At 70.1% G+C, this 15,983-nt stretch carries 15 protein-coding genes; 9 read left to right on the forward strand and 6 right to left on the reverse strand.

What is annotated here, in order from left to right:
- Window positions 1-22 precede the first annotated feature (22 nt).
- Window positions 23-442, forward strand: a complete 420-nt coding sequence (locus FHX82_RS10070) for a MarR family winged helix-turn-helix transcriptional regulator (RefSeq protein ID WP_145937761.1) — start codon at window positions 23-25, stop codon at window positions 440-442.
- Here the strand turns inward: FHX82_RS10070 and FHX82_RS10075 are convergent.
- Entirely contained in the window at window positions 427-1,146 is a 720-nt protein-coding gene (locus FHX82_RS10075; protein WP_145937760.1) for an arginase family protein, read from the reverse strand. The two genes, FHX82_RS10070 and FHX82_RS10075, sit on opposite strands and share 16 nt — an antisense overlap.
- A gap of 69 nt (window positions 1,147-1,215) precedes the next feature.
- Here FHX82_RS10075 and FHX82_RS10080 point away from each other — a divergent pair, with 69 nt between their 5' ends.
- The 3 genes from FHX82_RS10080 to FHX82_RS10090 all read left to right on the forward strand — a co-directional run bounded on the left by FHX82_RS10080 (window position 1,216) and on the right by FHX82_RS10090 (window position 3,419).
- Window positions 1,216-1,800: a hypothetical protein gene (locus FHX82_RS10080; protein WP_145937759.1), complete on the forward strand. Its 585-nt coding sequence runs from the start codon at window positions 1,216-1,218 to the stop codon at window positions 1,798-1,800.
- A gap of 40 nt (window positions 1,801-1,840) precedes the next feature.
- Window positions 1,841-2,599, forward strand: a complete 759-nt coding sequence (locus tag FHX82_RS10085; protein ID WP_145937758.1) for a DUF4253 domain-containing protein — start codon at window positions 1,841-1,843, stop codon at window positions 2,597-2,599.
- A 61-nt stretch (window positions 2,600-2,660) separates the two neighbouring features.
- A complete protein-coding gene (locus tag FHX82_RS10090) occupies window positions 2,661-3,419 on the forward strand; it encodes a DUF72 domain-containing protein (protein WP_373308591.1) in 759 nt (252 codons plus the stop codon).
- A 176-nt stretch (window positions 3,420-3,595) separates the two neighbouring features.
- On the opposite strand, the gene FHX82_RS10095 is transcribed toward FHX82_RS10090, so the two are convergent.
- On the reverse strand, window positions 3,596-4,168 hold the full coding sequence (locus FHX82_RS10095; RefSeq protein WP_145937756.1) for a type 1 glutamine amidotransferase domain-containing protein: 573 nt from the start codon (window positions 4,166-4,168) through the stop codon (window positions 3,596-3,598).
- 168 nt (window positions 4,169-4,336) lie between these two features.
- On the opposite strand from FHX82_RS10095, the gene FHX82_RS10100 reads away from it, so the two are divergent.
- Genes FHX82_RS10100 through FHX82_RS10110 form a run of 3 tightly spaced genes read left to right on the forward strand, consistent with a single transcriptional unit; the run spans window position 4,337 to window position 7,594 of the window.
- A complete protein-coding gene (locus FHX82_RS10100; RefSeq protein ID WP_183176538.1) occupies window positions 4,337-5,149 on the forward strand; it encodes a MurR/RpiR family transcriptional regulator in 813 nt (270 codons plus the stop codon).
- A 10-nt stretch (window positions 5,150-5,159) separates the two neighbouring features.
- Window positions 5,160-6,452 carry an MFS transporter gene (locus FHX82_RS10105; RefSeq protein ID WP_145937754.1) on the forward strand — a complete coding sequence of 431 codons (1,293 nt, stop codon included), beginning with the start codon at window positions 5,160-5,162 and terminating at the stop codon, window positions 6,450-6,452.
- On the forward strand, window positions 6,449-7,594 hold the full coding sequence (locus tag FHX82_RS10110) for a M20 family metallopeptidase (RefSeq protein ID WP_229880407.1): 1,146 nt from the start codon (window positions 6,449-6,451) through the stop codon (window positions 7,592-7,594). The genes FHX82_RS10105 and FHX82_RS10110 overlap by 4 nt, the downstream gene beginning before the upstream one ends.
- On the opposite strand, the gene FHX82_RS10115 is transcribed toward FHX82_RS10110, so the two are convergent.
- The gene (locus FHX82_RS10115; RefSeq protein WP_145937753.1) at window positions 7,591-8,550 is read right to left on the reverse strand and encodes a zinc-dependent alcohol dehydrogenase; all 960 of its coding nucleotides are present in this window, start codon (window positions 8,548-8,550) and stop codon (window positions 7,591-7,593) included. The two genes, FHX82_RS10110 and FHX82_RS10115, sit on opposite strands and share 4 nt — an antisense overlap.
- 74 nt (window positions 8,551-8,624) lie before the next feature.
- Between FHX82_RS10115 and FHX82_RS10120 the strand changes: the two genes are divergently transcribed.
- Window positions 8,625-9,563 (forward strand): o-succinylbenzoate synthase, encoded by a 939-nt coding sequence (locus FHX82_RS10120; RefSeq protein ID WP_145937752.1) that lies wholly within the window; start codon window positions 8,625-8,627, stop codon window positions 9,561-9,563.
- 132 nt (window positions 9,564-9,695) lie between these two features.
- Here the strand turns inward: FHX82_RS10120 and FHX82_RS10125 are convergent, their stop codons facing one another.
- Both FHX82_RS10125 and FHX82_RS10130 read right to left on the reverse strand, forming a co-directional pair.
- Window positions 9,696-10,724 carry an IS110 family RNA-guided transposase gene (locus tag FHX82_RS10125; protein ID WP_145939377.1) on the reverse strand — a complete coding sequence of 343 codons (1,029 nt, stop codon included), beginning with the start codon at window positions 10,722-10,724 and terminating at the stop codon, window positions 9,696-9,698.
- A gap of 672 nt (window positions 10,725-11,396) precedes the next feature.
- Window positions 11,397-13,763 (reverse strand): xanthine dehydrogenase family protein molybdopterin-binding subunit, encoded by a 2,367-nt coding sequence (locus FHX82_RS10130; RefSeq protein WP_145938265.1) that lies wholly within the window; start codon window positions 13,761-13,763, stop codon window positions 11,397-11,399.
- Between the two features lie 127 nt (window positions 13,764-13,890).
- Here FHX82_RS10130 and FHX82_RS10135 point away from each other — a divergent pair, with 127 nt between their 5' ends.
- On the forward strand, window positions 13,891-14,103 hold the full coding sequence (locus FHX82_RS10135) for a PspC domain-containing protein (RefSeq protein WP_145938264.1): 213 nt from the start codon (window positions 13,891-13,893) through the stop codon (window positions 14,101-14,103).
- A 156-nt stretch (window positions 14,104-14,259) separates the two neighbouring features.
- Here the strand turns inward: FHX82_RS10135 and groL are convergent, their stop codons facing one another.
- The gene (gene groL, locus FHX82_RS10140) at window positions 14,260-15,891 is read right to left on the reverse strand and encodes a chaperonin GroEL (protein ID WP_145938263.1); all 1,632 of its coding nucleotides are present in this window, start codon (window positions 15,889-15,891) and stop codon (window positions 14,260-14,262) included.
- Window positions 15,892-15,983: the final 92 nt, after the last annotated feature.

Below are 15,983 nucleotides of genomic sequence, written 5' to 3' on the forward strand. Positions count from 1 at the left end.
AACATGAGTTAAGGTGCTCCACATGGCTCGTTCGCTCTCGGAAGTCGGCCTGCTGGTCAAGCGGGTCCAGCACCGGCATCACCGCGCGTTCACCGCCGCGCTCGCCGACCTCGGGGTCTCGCTGGTGCAGTGGGACACGCTGCGCCATCTGCACCGGCATCCCGACGCGTCGCTGCACGACCTGGCCCAGCTGACGTTCCAGACCGACCAGGCGTTCGGCACGCTCGCCACCCGGATGGTCGCCCGCGGGCTGATCGAGCGCGTGCCCGGACCGGGCCGCGCCGTGCGCCACCGCATCACGGAGAAGGGCCAGACGGTGCGCGCCGAAGGGCAGAAACGCGCGAACGCCGTGCTGAAGCGGTCCTTCGCCGGGCTGAACCCGGAGCAGGTCGACCAGCTGGGCGAGTTGCTGGAGCTTGTCCTCTCTCAGCCGGTGGACTGAGTCAGCTCGGCCAGCAACCGCGAGCGGTTCTCCTCGTCCTGCCCCGGTTCCCACGGGCACGCGATGTGCAGGGCCACCACCTGACCGCTGTCGAGCACGCGCCGGACGGCGGCCACCACTTCGGCCCGGCTCGGGCCGTCCGGCGCCGGGTACCACAGGCCAGGCAGCTCGGCGCCGTCGATCACGTCGAGGTCCACGTGCAGCACGACCGGCTCGTCCGGCGGCCCGACCTCCGTGACCGGCACCCGGCGGATGGCGGCGGTCGACAGGTACTCGGCCTCGGCCGGGTCGAGGTCCCGCGCGTCCACCAGCGTCACGCGTTCCTCGGCGAGCGGCGGGTCGAGCGCCAGCGGCCCGGCGCCCAGCGCGAACCGCAACGCCATGCCGCCCACGTAACCCGAGGTGGAGCTGGCCAGGGTGTGCACGTCGCCGTGCGCGTCGAACCACACGAGCCCCGGGTCGTGGCCCGCCTGCCGCGCGCCACGCAGGACCGCGAGCGCCACCAGGCAGTCCCCGGAGACCAGCGCGGGCCGCTCGCCCTCGCGGATCCGCAGCCACGTCTCGGTCGCGACGCCGTCGTGCAGCGCGGCGACCCGCTCCCAGAAAGCGCCTTCCGGCAGCGACGGCAGGATCGCCGACGCGCGTAACGGGAGGGCGTCGTCCGGGAGTCGCTGGTCCTGGTGGAACGGCACGAGCACCGCCATCCCCGCAGGCTAGACCCGCGACCGCGAATCCGACGCATGATTTTCGGCCCGGGGTGGAATTCCCAAGCCGTGACCGAACACCTGCGGCACCGGTTCCCGACGTCGGCCCTGCTGCCGCGGTACGTGACCGCGTTGGTCGCCGCGTGCGTCGCCGCGGTGATCAGCGGGCTGGGCAGCGCCCATTTCGTCGACGCGGACGGCCTGCAGCGCGCCATCCCCGCGCTGCTGGTCGCCGCCGTCGTCGCACTGGCGGTGCTCGCGGCCGGCGCGGGACTCGTGGCCCGGCGCTCGGACCGCGAGACGGTCGAACGGATGGCGAAGCACCTCCTCTGGGTGATCTTCGCGCTCGCCGCACTGCCCGGGCTGGCGTGGTTCGCGCTCTGGCTCTCCGACGGCAGCGCGCAGGCACTGTACGGCCTGGCGGCCGTCGTGCTCGGCGGGCTGCCCCTGCTCGCCGCCTTCCGCAAACCCGCCGCCGTGCCCCTGACCACGGGTTTCTGCGCGCTCGTCGGTCTCGCGGCGATCCTGTCGTGGCACTGGCTGTTCCTGCTGCTGCCGATCTCGGCGGCCGTCACGGGCGGCTGGCTGCTGGTCCTCGCGCTCCTCGGGTACGCCCGTCGGCGAGCGCCCGAAAATGTCGTACCCTCGAACTAGTGTTCGACGCGTTGGTGAAACCTGACCGCGAGGGGTACTGATGACCACCGCCGCTTCCTTCGAGACGCTGCCGGGGCTGGAGCTGCCGCCGGGCCGCTGGCACGGCCCGATCTGGCTGTCCGACCAGCCGCTGACCGAGCCCGGCCGCTTCCGCGACTGCATCGGCGCGTTCGAGCGCACCGGGCTGTGGCCCGTGCTCGTGCCGCACGACGAGCGGTTCGCGGCCAACGGCGAGGACTGGGTCGACGACCGGGGCCGGCTGGCGCCCGCGACTCACCGCATCGACGCGGTGGACGTGGCCGAGACGTTGTCGCGCTGGTGGGATCCGTTCTGCTGCGCCGCCGGCACGGGGTGCCTGCGCCCGTTCGGCGCCGAATTCCCCGGTCTGGCACGGAAGTCGCAGCTGCGCGTGGACCCGTACGCCGAGGCGGGCAACACGGGCTCGATCCTCGCGCGCCGCGGCACGTACCGGCTCGGGCTGGTGGCCGTCGAGCGGCCCGCGGACGTGCCCGCCGCGCTGGGCTGGACGGGCATGATCAAGTCGACCGACCAGGTGGCGGCCGTGTCGGCGGTACTGCGCAGCTGGGAGGACCGCTTCGGGGCGACGTTGATCGTGCTGGGCTTCGACGAGCTGGAGCTGTCGGTGGCGGCCCCGCCGCGGCTGCAGAGCCGGGCGGTCGTGGTGGCGGCCGAGCACCGCGCGTTCTCGGTGCGGAGCTTCTCCGGGCAGCCGGGCAACCTGCGCGAGTACGCGGCGGGTCTCGTGCACCGGCGGCACTGGCGGTTCTCGTGGGACTGAGGAGGCAGCGATCGAGCTGAGGATCGGGACGTCGGGCTGGCGGTATCCGCCGTGGCGGGGCATCTTCTACCCGAAGGGCCTCGTGCAGCGGCGCGAGCTGGAGTACCTCTCGCGACAGATGAACTCGGCCGAGATCAACGGGTCGTTCTACTCGCTGCAGCGGCCGGAGCGGTACCGCGCGTGGGTCGAGCAGACGCCGGACGGTTTCGTGTTCGCCGTGAAGGGTGGCCGCTACATCACGCACATGAAACAGCTGCGCGACGTGGAGGTGCCGCTCGCCAACTTCTTCGCCTCGGGCGTGCTGGCGCTGGGGGAAAAGCTCGGCCCGATCCTGTGGCAGCTGCCGCCCCGGCTGGTCTTCGACGCCGAGCGGTTGAGGGCGTTCTTCGACCTGCTCCCGCGCACCACACAGGCCGCGGCCGAGCTGGCGAAGAAGCACGACGACAAGCTGAAGGGGGAGCCGCACACCGATTCCGGTCCGGAGCGGCCGCTGAGGTACGCGCTGGAGGTCCGGCATCCGAGCTTCCGGTCGCCGGAGTTCTTCGATCTGTTGCGCGGCAACGGAATCGCGTCGGTCGTGGCCGACTCGGCGGGCACGTGGATCACCCTGGAGGAGGTGACGGCGGACTTCGTGTACGTCCGTCTGCACGGCGACGAGGAGCTGTACGCGAGCGGCTACAGCGAGCAGGCGTTGCAGCGGTGGGCGGAGAAGATCCGCAAGTGGCAGGACGGAAAACGCGACGCCTACGTCTACTTCGACAACGACATCAAGGTGAAGGCCCCCGGCGACGCGATCAGGCTGGCCGAGATCCTGAGCTGAAGACGGTACGGCCACCGCGACTTCCCGAGGTCACGGTGGCCGTACCGGCAGACAGCCCGAGGCGAAACCGCCACCCGCCCCCGTCCACCCGGCGACAGGGCACCCGAGGACAGACCCCGAGCCTGCTGTGCTGAGGCGCCCTGGCGGCCGGATGGTGCGAGCGGCGGCTTCTCGTCTCAGGCGCTCTTGGCCTGGGCGCGGTGCTTGCCCTCGGCGATCTCCTCGACGAGCTTGCCGCAGAAGGCGGGCAGGTCGTCCGGCTTGCGGCTGGTCACGAAGCCACTGTCCACCACGACCTCTTCGTCAACCCAGTTCGCACCCGCGTTGCGCAGGTCGGTCTGCAGGCTGGGCCACGACGTCATCCGCCGCCCGCGCACCACGTCGGCCTCGATGAGGGTCCACGGCGCGTGGCAGATCGCGGCGACCGGCTTCTGCTTCTGGAAGAACCCGGCCACGAACCGCACGGCGTTCTCGTCCGTGCGCAGGAAGTCGGGGTTCGCCACGCCGCCCGGCAGCACCAGGCCGTCGTAGTCGTCGGGTGACACGTCGGTCACCACCTTGTCCACCGGGAAGGTGTCGGCCTTGTCGAGGTGGTTGAAGGCCTGGATCTGGCCGCTGCTGATCGACACCAGCTCCGGCTGCCCGCCGGCCTGCTGCACGGCCTTCCACGGCTCGGTCAGCTCGACCTGCTCGGTGCCTTCGGGCGCCACCAAGAACGCGACGCGCTTACCGGCGAGTTCGTTCGCCACCGCCGTACTCCTTCCGTCGTCGAGTCCCTGTACGCGGATCGCATACCCGCTGCTCCGGAAGCGCGAAACATGGGCTCGGCTTTACCAGTCCGAAACGAACCACCCCTTGCCATTTGGAAGTTTGATTGCAAACATCACGGTCATTGCAATCGATCTTACGGAGCTGGCATGCTGGCCGAGCTGATCCGCGAGCACGCGGCGAACCTGTCGAGGACCGACCGCGTCATCGCCGAACACCTCCTGGAGCACCAGGACGAGCTGCCGTTCCTGCGCGCCGCCGAGATCGCCGAACGGCTCGGCGTCAGCGCCGCCAGCATCACGCGCTTCGCGCAGCGGCTGGGCTTCGACGGCTATCCGCGCCTGCAGGACTCGGTGCGCCTCGAACTGCGGACCGCGCTCACCCCGCCCACGCTGCCTGACCAGGGCGAAGGCCGTTTCGGCCCGCTGTGGGACCGGGAGCTGAAGAACCTCGAAGAGCTGCGGCGCCTGCCCGAGGACCTGCTCGACGGCGCCGCCCGCATGATCGCCGACGCGCGGAACGTCTGGGTCGTCGGCGGTCGCGCGTCGCAGGCGCCGGCGGAGATGCTCGCCTACTCCCTCGGCCGCGTCCGCGACCGCGTCCGTTCGCTGCGTTCCGACACGTTGCACGAGCCGGAAGCCCTGCTCGACCTCGGTCCCGGTGACCTGCTCGTCGCGCTCAGCTTCCGCCGTTACAGCTCCAGCACCGCGCGGATCGGACGGCTGTTCGCCGACCGGGACGTGCCGATCCTGCTGGTCACCGACGACGGCCACCCCTCGCTCGCGAGCCTCGCGAAGCTCGTCCTGCGCGTGTCGGGCAAGTCGCTCGCCGCGCTGCCGTCGATGACCGCCGTCACCAGCCTCTCCCTCGCGCTGACGCTCGGCGTCGTCGCGTACTGCGGGACCGACCGCCTCGAAGCCGGCGAACGGCTCGGCCGCGAGCTGCACGCCTTCGAAGACTGAAAGGGACGCCATGACCGAGATCCGGGAAGCACCGCCGGGTGCGCACCGCATGACGCAGGCGCAGCGGCGGGCGGTGTTCGCCGGTGCCATCGGCAACGCCGTCGAGTGGGTCGACTGGGCCGTGTACTCGACCTTCGCGTCGGTGTTCGGCAGCCAGTTCTTCCCCTCCGGCAACGAAACCGCCGCGCTGCTGTCGACGCTCGTGGTGTTCGCGGTCGGGTTCCTCATGCGCCCGCTCGGCGCCGCCGTGCTCGGCAGCTACGGCGACCGACACGGCCGCAAGAAGGCCATGACGCTGACGATCGGCCTCATGGCGGGCGCGGCGCTGGTCATCGCGGTCTGCCCGAGTTACTCGAAGATCGGCATCACCGCGCCGCTCGTGCTGCTGCTGGCCCGGCTCGTGCAGGGCTTCTCCGCGGGTGGCGAGTTCGGTACCTCGTCGGCGTTCCTGGTCGAGTCTGCGGCGCCCGGCAGGCGGGCGTTCGCCGGTTCGTGGCAACAGGTTTCGGTCGGCGCGGGCACGCTCATCGCGTCACTGCTGGGCACGATCCTGACGTCCACACTGGACAGTGTGGCGCTCCAGACCTGGGGCTGGCGCATCGCCTTCGCGGTCGGCGGGCTGCTCGGCCTGGTCGGGTTGTGGCTGCGGGTGTCGGTGCACGAGACCGAGTCGTTCACGAACGTCGCGCCCGAGCGCAGGCGCAACCCGCTGAAGAGCATGCTGCGTGACCACCCCCGCGCCGCGCTGCGGGTCGCGGGCATCACGATCGCGGGCACGCTCACCTACTACCTGTGGGTGAGCTACCTGCCGTCGTACGCCCACGTCACCACGGGCATCCCGCTGAAGACCGCCCTGCTGGCCAACACCATCGGGCTCGCGGTGTTCCTCGTGCTGCTGCCGTTCGGCGGCCTGCTGTCGGACCGGATCGGCCGCAAGCCGACGCTGCTGGCGTTCGCGATCGGGTTCGCCGTGCTGGGCTGGCCGCTGCTGACCCTGCTGAGCAACGGGTTCTGGAGCGTGTTCTTCGTCGAACTGGTCGGGCTCGTGCTCATCGTCGGCTACTCCGCGAACTGCGCGGTGGTCATGGCCGAGCAGTTCCCGCCCGAGGTGCGCACCACCGGCATCGCCCTGCCCTACGCGCTGGCCGTCGCGATCTTCGGCGGCACCGCGCCCTACGTCACCACCTGGATGAGCACCTCCGGCCACCGCGACCTGGTCTGGGTCTACGTGGTCGCCGCCGCGCTGATCGGCGTGCTCGTGTACGCCACGATGCCGGAAACGAAGGGAAAGGAACTGCAGTGACCGACCCGAAAGCGTTGCTGGACTGGGTGACCGAGCACCGCGAGGACCTGCTGTCCGACCTGCGGACGTACGTGGAGCTCGAATCTCCCAGCGGCGACAAGGAGTCTCTGAACACCACGTTGGCGTGGCTGGGTTCCTGGCTCGAAGAGCGCCTCGGCGAGCCGGAGCGGGTCTCACGCGTCGACGGCGGCGTGCACGGCGACATCGAGGTGCGCGACTACCCCGGCACCGGCGACCGGCCCGTGCTGCTGCTGTGCCACTACGACACCGTCTGGCCACTGGGCACGCTCGCCGAGATCCCGTTCCGGATCGACGGCGACCGCGGCACCGGGCCCGGGATCTTCGACATGAAGTCCGGCCTGGTGCACGCGGTGTGGGCGCTCAAGGCGCTTGACGCCGCCGGGCTGCCGCGGCCGCGGATCCGCTTGCTGCTCAACGGAGACGAGGAGATCGGCAGCCTCGCCTCGCGGCCCGTCATAGAGGCGGAGGCGCGGGACGCGGCCGCCGCGCTGGTGTTCGAGGCCAGCGCGGACGGTGCGATCAAGACCGCCCGCAAGGGGGTCGGCATCTTCCGCGTGGACGCCACGGGCGTCGAGGCGCATGCGGGGCTGGACCCGGAGAAGGGCTGCAGCGCGATCGACGAGATCGCCCGCGTCGTGCTGACCCTGCACGGGCTGACCGACCTTTCGCGTGGCACGTCGGTCAACGTCGGGATCATCGAAGGCGGCACCGGCACGAACGTCGCCGCCGGTCGCGCGAGCGCGCGGATCGACGTGCGGGTGGCGAGCCAGGAGGAGGTCGGGCGCATCGACCGCGCGTTCGCGGAGCTGCGGCCGCACGACCCGCGCGCGACGCTCACCGTGTCCGGCGGCTGGAACCGGCCGGTCATGGAGCGCACGCCCACCACGGTCGCCCTGTACGAGCGGGCGCGGGACATCGCGGCCGAACTCGGCATCCAGCTCGACGAAATCTCCGTCGGCGGCGCCAGCGACGGGAACTTCGTTGCGGCGCTGGGCATTCCGGTGCTGGACGGCTTCGGCGCCGTCGGCGACGGCGCGCACGCCCGGCACGAGCACATCAGCGTGCGGGGCATGCTGGAACGCACGGCGCTCGCCGCGGCGACGCTGACCGCGTTGGCCTAGAAGGAGATCCAGGACTTTCCCGCGACCGTCCTCACGGAGGCGAACGCCTCGGCGGCCTCCGTGAGGTCGAAGCGCGCTTGGAGCACCTTGCCGGGCGAGATCGTGCCGCGGCCGAGGGCGTCGATGGTGTCGGCGAAGTCGTTCGGGTGGTCGTAGATCAGCGAGCCGCGCAGGGTGAGCTGCCGGTAGACGAGGTCCGCGCTGGACAGTTCCAGCGGCCGCTCGCTGATGCCGACGAGCAGCACCGTGCCGCCGGGCGCCACCCGGTCCAGTCCGGTGCGCAGGGCCTGCGGGACCCCGGAGGTCTCGAACAGGAAGTCGTAGCCGTCGCCGTCGCCGGCCTCGGCGCCGAGCGAGCGCGCCAGCTCGACGCGGCCCTCGTGCGGCTCCTGCACCACGGCGTGCGCGCCCAGCTCGTGCAGCGCCAGGCACAGCAGCAGCCCCTGGGAACCGGCGCCCACGACCAGGCAGCGGTCGCCCGGCGCCACCCCGGACCGGCGGATGGCGGAGCGCGCGACCGTCAGCGCCTCCGTGCACACCAGGTCTTCGAGGGCGACGGTCTCGGCCGCCGGCCAGGCGAACTCGGCCGGCACGGCGACGTATTCGGCGAGCAGCCCGGGGTGGTTCATGCCCACGATCACCCGGTTGGGGCAGGCGGAGGTGAACCCGGCGCGGCACTGGGCGCACCGGCCGCAGCAGTAGTTGGGCTCGATGGCCACGGGCTGCCCGACCTGCCGGTTCTCGACCTCGGCACCGACCGCGACGATCTCCCCGGCGCCCTCGTGCCCCATCAGCCAAGGCGCTGTCACGGGCCGGCTGCCGGTGTAGACCGCTACGTCCGACCCGCAGAGCCCGAGCCCGCGCATCCGCACGAGCACCTCGCGCGGTCCGCAGTCCGGCTCGGGAACGTCCACCACCCGCAACCGCTCGGGCTCGGTGAGCACGACGGCCCTCATCCGATCACCTCCACCACTCCATCGTAGAGCTAATTAACCAAAAGGTCCATTAGGAGGGCTGGGATGATGGGAGCATGAGCTTTGTCTACGCCATTCCCCTGCACAACCGCTTCCGCGGCATCACGGTCCGGGAGGGCGTGTTGTTGCGAGGAGCGGCGGGCTGGGGCGAGTTCTGCCCGTTCGCGGACTATTCGGACACGGAGAGCGCGCCCTGGCTGGCGTCGGCGTTGGAGGCGAGCGAGGTCGGCTGGCCGGAGCCGGTGCGGGACCGGATCGAGGTGAACACCACGGTGCCGGTCGTCTCCCCGGAGCGGGCGTACGAGCTGGTGACGGCGTCCGGTTGCCGCACGGCGAAGGTCAAGGTGGCAGACCCCCGTTCGTCCCTTGTGGACGATTGCGACCGGGTCGCGGCGGTCCGTGACGCCCTGGGTCCGGCAGGCGCGATCCGGGTGGATGCGAACACGGCGTGGGACGTGGACACGGCGGTGAAGTCGATCCGTGAGCTGAACCGCGCCGCGGGCGGTCTGGAGTACGTGGAGCAACCGTGTCCGTCCATTGAGGACCTGGCGGCGGTACGCCTCTGCGTAGACGTGCGGATCGCGGCGGACGAGTCGATCCGCAGGGCAGAGGACCCACTGAAGGTGGCAGTAGCCGAAGCAGCCGACGTGGCAGTGATCAAGGTAGCCCCGCTAGGCGGCGTACGTCGGGCATTGGAAGTCGCCGAAGCGTGCGGCCTACCATGCGTGGTTTCGTCAGCGGTGGAAACCAGCGTAGGCCTAGCCGCCGGACTGGCCTTGGCCGGGGCATTGCCGACCTTGGACTTCGCCTGCGGCCTGGGCACAAGATCCCTACTAACCGGCGACGTGACAACGGACGAACTGTCCCCAAAGGACGGTTACCTCCCAGTCCCAAGAACAGCACCGGAACCAAACACCGCAGAAAAATTCGCAGCAAGCCAAGAAACAACGGAACACTGGCAAGCACGCCTCACACGCGTCCAACACCACCTATAAAACAGAAGACAGCAACAAACGACGCCCGGCACACGCCCGGACCTCCCCCGTCCCCGATCCCCAGCTGCCTTAGCGGTTGGCTCGCCGTGTCAAGGGTCGCGCAGCGATCGCGAAGCGACGCCGAAGAAGCTTCTATGTCAAGTGGTGGTGGTCGGTTTGTAGTGCGTGGTAGATGACGTTGGTGAGGTGGCGTTTGAGGGCGCGGATGGCGGCTTTTTTGGTGGCGTGGGGGTGTTGCTGGGTCCAGCGGTCTCGGAATTGCTGGGCGGGTGGGTGGTGGATGAGCTGGATGAGGGCGATGCGGTGCAGGCAGGTGTTGAGTTGCCGGTTCCCGCCGCGGTTGAGCCGGTATTGGGGTGTGTTGGAGGACCAGACCGGGATGGGTGCGGTGCCGGTGTGCATGGCGAACGCGGCGGGGCTGCGGAAACGGGTGATGTCGGCGACTTCCCCGATCAGTTTGGCCGCGGCGAGGACGTTGATTCCCACGATCGCCATCAGGGTGGGTGCGATCGGGGTGACCAGCTCGCTCAGGCGTCGCTCGAGTATCAGGATCTGCTCGGTCAGCCGGGTGATGTCGGCCAGCAGGTCCAAGGCGATGTCGCGGCGGACACTGGCGGGCAGGGCCGCAACCATCCCGGTGAGGGCGTGCTGGCGGCGGCGCCCGGTCAGTGTCCGCGTCCCCTCGTCCAGCCCGGGTGCCAGGTCATGCAGGTGCCAGCGCAGCCGGCAGATCGCGGCGGTGCGGGCCGCCACCACCGTCTCCCGCCGGTCGATCAGCAACCGCAGGTCCAACGCGACCTGATCCAACCTCGCCGCAGGCAAACGCGGTTCACGCAGCGCGGCCCGGGCGATCGCGAGCGCGTCGATCGGGTCGGACTTGCCCCGGGTGCGGGCACTGGCCCGGCACGCGACCATCAGCTTGGGCGGTACCCACACCACCGCCGACCCCATCCCGATCAGCGTGCGCACCAGACGACCCGCCACCGCACGCCCGTCTTCCACCGCCCACCGCCGCTGCCCGAACCGCCCGGCCCACACCCACAACCGCAACACCCCGGCCTCGTCAGCCGCCACCGTCACCTGACCGAGCTTGCGACCCACCTCGTCCACCGCGACCGCGGTATGGGTGTGCTTGTGCGGATCAATCCCAATGACCACCATGGTTCTCGCGTGTCCTTCCACTCCAGGGCAGGCATGCACCCCGGGCCAGGCTGGACGGACACACCTCAGTCGAGTTGATGGATGGCGTCTCGTCCACGCTTCTATCAAGTCACGCCCAGCCGGCCCGGGACCCCGGCCACGCTGGACAATTCTTCGCCAAGCCAACCACCAACACGCAGGTGACAGCGCCCTTGAGAGTCACCACGCAACCGAGGACCAGACCCTAACCGCCACACGACGGCACCAACACCCCACCACTGAGGCGCCCTTGACGCGGTGAGCCAACCGTTAAACGATCAGGGGGATGGGGCGGGGGTGGCCGGGCGGAACGAGGGCGCCCAGCGCCCGGTCAAGTTCCTGCTCTACCGGACCACGGCGGGCTTTTCGCGCGACAGCGCGGCTTTAAAGATGAAAAGAATGCCTCGCCGGCGGGCAGGCTCCAGGATGATGGGCCCCAAGGGATCTCACCTTGGCGAGGTGGTCGAGTTGAGTGATCATCCCGTCGCCTGCGGTTTGTGCATATCACTTTGAGCCAGACCCGCAAGCTTTGGTCTTTCGGCCGCCGGTTCCGGCGCATGTTGCGGGCCTGGCTCAAAGTGATCCCCCGCTTTCAGGCGACGGGATGATCACCCAACTCTCGGGGTTCCTGTGCAAAACCCTTGGCTCACGCCATTACGCCACCGCTTCGTCCGCGTCCTCCGACTTCGCGCTCTCCCTCACCGGCAGCCCCTCGAACGCCGCCGGTGGCTCGCGCCATGGGTCCTCCGGGCTTCCTGCCTTCGCGGCCTGGATCGCCCGCCACACCCGTTGCGGGGTGGCCGGGATGTCGATGTGCCGCACGCCCAGGTGCTTCACCGCGTCGATCACCGCGTTCTGGACCGCCGGGGTGGAGCCGACCGTGGCGGACTCGCCGATTCCCTTGGCGCCCATCAGGTTCCTGGGCGTGGTGGTCTCCGTGTTGGCCACTTCCAGGTCCGGGACGTCCGCGGCGGACGGAACCAGATACTCGGCGAACGAGGCCGTCACCGGGTTGCCGTCCTCGTCGAACGAGATCTGCTCCCACAGCGCCTGCGAGATGCCCTGCACCGCCCCACCATGCTGTTGCCCGCGAACCAGCAGTGGGTTCAGCACGCGCCCGCAGTCGTCGACTGCTACGTGGCGCAACGGTTTCACGTAGCCGGTCTCGGTGTCGACCTCGACGACGGACACGTGCGCACCGAACGGGAACGTCGCGCCGTCAGGCTTGAAGTCCGTTTCCTCCACTAAGGGACGGCCGTCGTCATGCGCGGCGGTTGCCACGTCGGCCCACGTGATCGTCGCGGTCGGGACGCCGCGCACGCCGAGGGTGCCGTCGTCGGTCAGCACCACGTCCTCGACCGCCGCTTCGAGCTTCGTCGCCGCCAGCTCCTTCGCCCGCCGCAGCACGAGGTCCGACGCCTGGCGCACCGCGCTTCCGCCCAGCTGCAACGAACGTGAGCCACCCGTGCCACCACCACGCGGCACGGTCGCGGTGTCCGACTGGACGAACTTGACCCGCTCCAACGGCAACCCGAGCGCGTCCGCGACGATCATCGAGAACGCCGTCGGGTGGCCCTGCCCGTGCCCGGACGTGCCGACCTTGATCGTCGCCCCGCCCTCGGTGTCGATCTCGACCGACGCGAACTCGCCCGCGCCGCCACCGGTGATCTCGACGTACGCCGCCACACCGATGCCCAGCAGCACCGTCTCCCCGGCCTCGATCCGCCGCGCCTGCTCGGCCCGCAGGTCCTCGTACCCGGCCAGCCGCAACGCCTCCCGCAGCGGCAGGTCGTAGTCACCGCTGTCGTAGCTCGCGCCGGTCAACGTGGTGTACGGGAACTGTTCGGGCTTCAGGAAGTTCCGGCGCCGCAGCTCCGCTGGGTCGAGGTCCAGCTCGGCGGCGGCGAGGTCCATCAACCGCTCCAGCATGGCCGCCGCCTCGGGCCTGCCCGCCCCGCGGAACGCACCCACCGGCGTGGTGTTGGTGAGCGCCGCGATGCCGGCGTAGCTGATCTTCGGGATGTCGTAGACGCCCTGCGCCATCGTGCGCGTCGGGCCCAGCGCCAGCGCGCCGCCGAACCCGCCGTACGCGCCCGCGTCACCGATCACGCGACAACGCAGGCCGACGATCTTGCCGTCGGAGCGCAGCCCCAGCTCCCCGTACTGCACCTGCGCGCGGCCGTGCGGCATCGACTGCAGGTTCTCCGAGCGGGTCTCGGCCCAGCGCACCGGCCTGCCGAGCCGCCGGGACGCCTCGATCACCACCGCGTGCTCGGCCGTCGCCCCCGCCTTGCCGCCGAAACCACCGCCGACGTGCGGCGCCACGACGCGGATCCGCTCCACCGGCCAGCCGAACATCTTGCTCACGCCGTTCCGGAAACCGTGCGGCATCTGGGTGGAGACGTAGATGGTGGCATCGAATTCGTCGTCCCCTGGCAGGACGGCGATCGCGTTGCCCTCCATCGGCGCGACGGCCAGGCGCTGATTCTCGATGCGGGCCCGCACCACGACCTCCGCCTCGGCGAACACGTCGTCGTCCGCGTCCCGGTTGCCCGCCGCGATGTTGGTGCCCAGCTCCGGGAACTGCGTCGGCGCGTCGGGAGCAAGCGCTTCCTCGGGGTCGATCGCGGCGGGCAACGGCTCGTAGTCGACGTCGACCAGCTCCATCGCGTCCACCGCCGCGGTCGGCGACTCGGCCACGACCGCCACCACCGGCTCGCCCACGAACCGCACCCGGTCGCTCGCCAGCGGGTGCCGCGCGCAGTGCGGGTTCAGCTCGATGAACGGCACCAGCGGGGGCAGGCCCAGGTCCTCGGCCGTGTAGACGGCGACGACGCCCGGCGCCTTCGCGGCCTCGGTGGTGTCAATGGCGGTGATGAGGGCGTGCGCGAACGGCGAGCGCACGAACGCCATGTGCAGCGCACCCTCGATCGGCAGGTTACCCACGTAGCTACCGCGGCCACGCAACAGTTCCGGGTCCTCGACCCGGCGCACCTCGGTCCCCAGCAAAGATCCCGGCATGTCCCGACTCTATAGCGGGAATCGCCCCCTGCCCACGTGGAGTGACTCCAGCTCAGGGGCGTGAATCCGGGTCGGGTCAGGGCCGTGCCCCGATGTTTTCGCGGGTCACCCGGCCCACGATGGACGCATGACGAACAACGTGAACACCATCAAGAAGCTTCGCCGCTCCACCTCGGACCGCATGGTCTCCGGCGTCTGCGGCGGCTGGGCCGACTACCTCGGCGTGGACGTGTCGATCCTGCGGATCGCGATGGTCGCGGCGGCCGTCTTCACCGGCGGCGCCGCGGCCATCGTCTACGCCGCGTGCTGGTTCCTCACTCCGGAGGACAGCGAAGAGTGACGTGGCAAGTCGGGACGACCACGCCGAGGGGTCCAGGGGGCTTGCCCCCTGGCGGGGGTCTGGGGGTTCGACCCCCAGGAGAAACGGGAAGAGAAGAAAAGGCGAAGCGCCCCCCTGCGCGAGCAGGGGGGCGCTTCTTCTCGAACGAGCGGACTGTCAGAAGTCCATGCCGCCCATGCCACCCGACGGGTCGCCGGCCGGAGCGGCCGCGGCCTTCTCCGGCTTGTCAGCGACGACAGCCTCGGTGGTCAGGAACAGCGCCGCGATCGAAGCGGCGTTCTGCAGCGCGGAGCGGGTCACCTTGGCCGGGTCGATGACGCCGGCGGAGACCAGGTCCTCGTACTCGCCGGTCGCGGCGTTGAGGCCGTGACCCTCGGGCAGGCCCTTGACCTTCTCGGCCACGACGCCGCCCTCGAGGCCGGCGTTCACGGCGATCTGCTTGAGCGGAGCCTCGACCGCCACCTTGACGATGTTGGCACCGGTCGCCTCGTCACCGGTCAGGCGCAGGCCCTCGAACGCGGCCTTGGACGCCTGCAGCAGAGCCACGCCACCACCGGCGACGATGCCCTCCTCGACGGCGGCCTTGGCGTTGCGCACCGCGTCCTCGATGCGGTGCTTGCGCTCCTTGAGCTCGACCTCGGTCGCGGCACCGGCCTTGATGACGGCCACGCCGCCGGCCAGCTTCGCGAGCCGCTCCTGCAGCTTCTCACGGTCGTAGTCCGAGTCCGAGTTCTCGATCTCGGCGCGGATCTGGTTGACGCGACCCTGGATCTGGTCGGCGTCACCGGCACCCTCGACGATGGTCGTCTCGTCCTTGGTGATGACGGCCTTGCGAGCGCGGCCCAGCAGGTTCAGGTCCGCGTTCTCCAGCTTGAGGCCCACGTCCTCGCTGATGACCTGGCCACCGGTCAGGATCGCGATGTCCTGCAGGATGGCCTTGCGGCGGTCACCGAAGCCCGGGGCCTTGACGGCGACGGACTTGAAGGTGCCGCGGATCTTGTTGACGACCAGCGTGGCCAGGGCCTCGCCCTCGACGTCCTCGGCGATGATCAGCAGCGGCTTGCCCGACTGCATGACCTTCTCCAGGATCGGGAGCATGTCCTTGACGTTGGAGATCTTCGAGCCGAACAGGAGGACGTACGGGTCCTCCAGGACGGCTTCCTGACGCTCCGCGTCGGTGACGAAGTAACCCGAGATGTAGCCCTTGTCGAAGCGCATACCCTCGGTGAGCTCGAGCTCCAGGCCGAAGGTGTTCGACTCCTCGACGGTGACGACGCCTTCCTTGCCGACCTTGTCCAGCGCCTCGGCGATCAGCTCACCGATGGTGCGGTCCGCGGCCGAGATCGAGGCGGTGGCAGCGATCTGCTCCTTGGTCTCGACCTCCTTGGCGGCCTTGTGCAGCTGCTCGACGACGGCCTCGACGGCGGTCTCGATGCCACGCTTGAGGCTGATCGGGTCGGCACCCGCAGCCACGTTGCGCAGACCCTCGCGCACGAGCGCCTGGGCAAGCACGGTGGCGGTGGTGGTGCCGTCACCCGCGACGTCGTCGGTCTTCTTGGCGACTTCCTTGACGAGCTCGGCCCCGATCTTCTCCCACGGGTCCTCGAGCTCGATCTCCTTCGCGATGGAGACGCCATCGTTGGTGATGGTCGGCGCGCCCCACTTCTTTTCGAGCACGACGTTGCGGCCGCGGGGGCCCAGCGTCACCTTGACGGCTTCGGCGAGGGTGTTGAGCCCGCGCTCGAGACCACGGCGGGCGTCCTCGTCGAACGCGATCAGTTTGGCCATTGCGGTGTTGTCCTCCGGTATTGGGCGCTGCGTGGCCAGTCCTGGTTTGCTGCCAGCAGCAGGACACGTCCTTCGGCCAGGCTCGGTGCCCG

It is taken from the genome of Amycolatopsis bartoniae, from assembly GCF_014191255.1.
In the GTDB taxonomy this organism is placed as follows: domain Bacteria; phylum Actinomycetota; class Actinomycetes; order Mycobacteriales; family Pseudonocardiaceae; genus Amycolatopsis_E; species Amycolatopsis_E bartoniae.

Bases quoted from the DNA above. Each gene is read 5' to 3' on its own strand.
- groL (WP_145938263.1), bottom strand. From the start codon at position 15,891: ATGGCCAAACTGATCGCGTTCGACGAGGACGCCCGCCGTGGTCTCGAG.
- FHX82_RS10130 (WP_145938265.1), bottom strand. From the start codon at position 13,763: ATGCCGGGATCTTTGCTGGGGACCGAGGTGCGCCGGGTCGAGGACCCG.
- FHX82_RS10070 (WP_145937761.1), top strand. From the start codon at position 23: ATGGCTCGTTCGCTCTCGGAAGTCGGCCTGCTGGTCAAGCGGGTCCAG.
- FHX82_RS10135 (WP_145938264.1), top strand. From the start codon at position 13,891: ATGACGAACAACGTGAACACCATCAAGAAGCTTCGCCGCTCCACCTCG.
- FHX82_RS10085 (WP_145937758.1), top strand. From the start codon at position 1,841: ATGACCACCGCCGCTTCCTTCGAGACGCTGCCGGGGCTGGAGCTGCCG.
- FHX82_RS10100 (WP_183176538.1), top strand. From the start codon at position 4,337: ATGCTGGCCGAGCTGATCCGCGAGCACGCGGCGAACCTGTCGAGGACC.
- FHX82_RS10115 (WP_145937753.1), bottom strand. From the start codon at position 8,550: ATGAGGGCCGTCGTGCTCACCGAGCCCGAGCGGTTGCGGGTGGTGGAC.
- FHX82_RS10125 (WP_145939377.1), bottom strand. From the start codon at position 10,724: ATGGTGGTCATTGGGATTGATCCGCACAAGCACACCCATACCGCGGTC.
- FHX82_RS10105 (WP_145937754.1), top strand. From the start codon at position 5,160: ATGACCGAGATCCGGGAAGCACCGCCGGGTGCGCACCGCATGACGCAG.
- FHX82_RS10120 (WP_145937752.1), top strand. From the start codon at position 8,625: ATGAGCTTTGTCTACGCCATTCCCCTGCACAACCGCTTCCGCGGCATC.
- FHX82_RS10075 (WP_145937760.1), bottom strand. From the start codon at position 1,146: ATGGCGGTGCTCGTGCCGTTCCACCAGGACCAGCGACTCCCGGACGAC.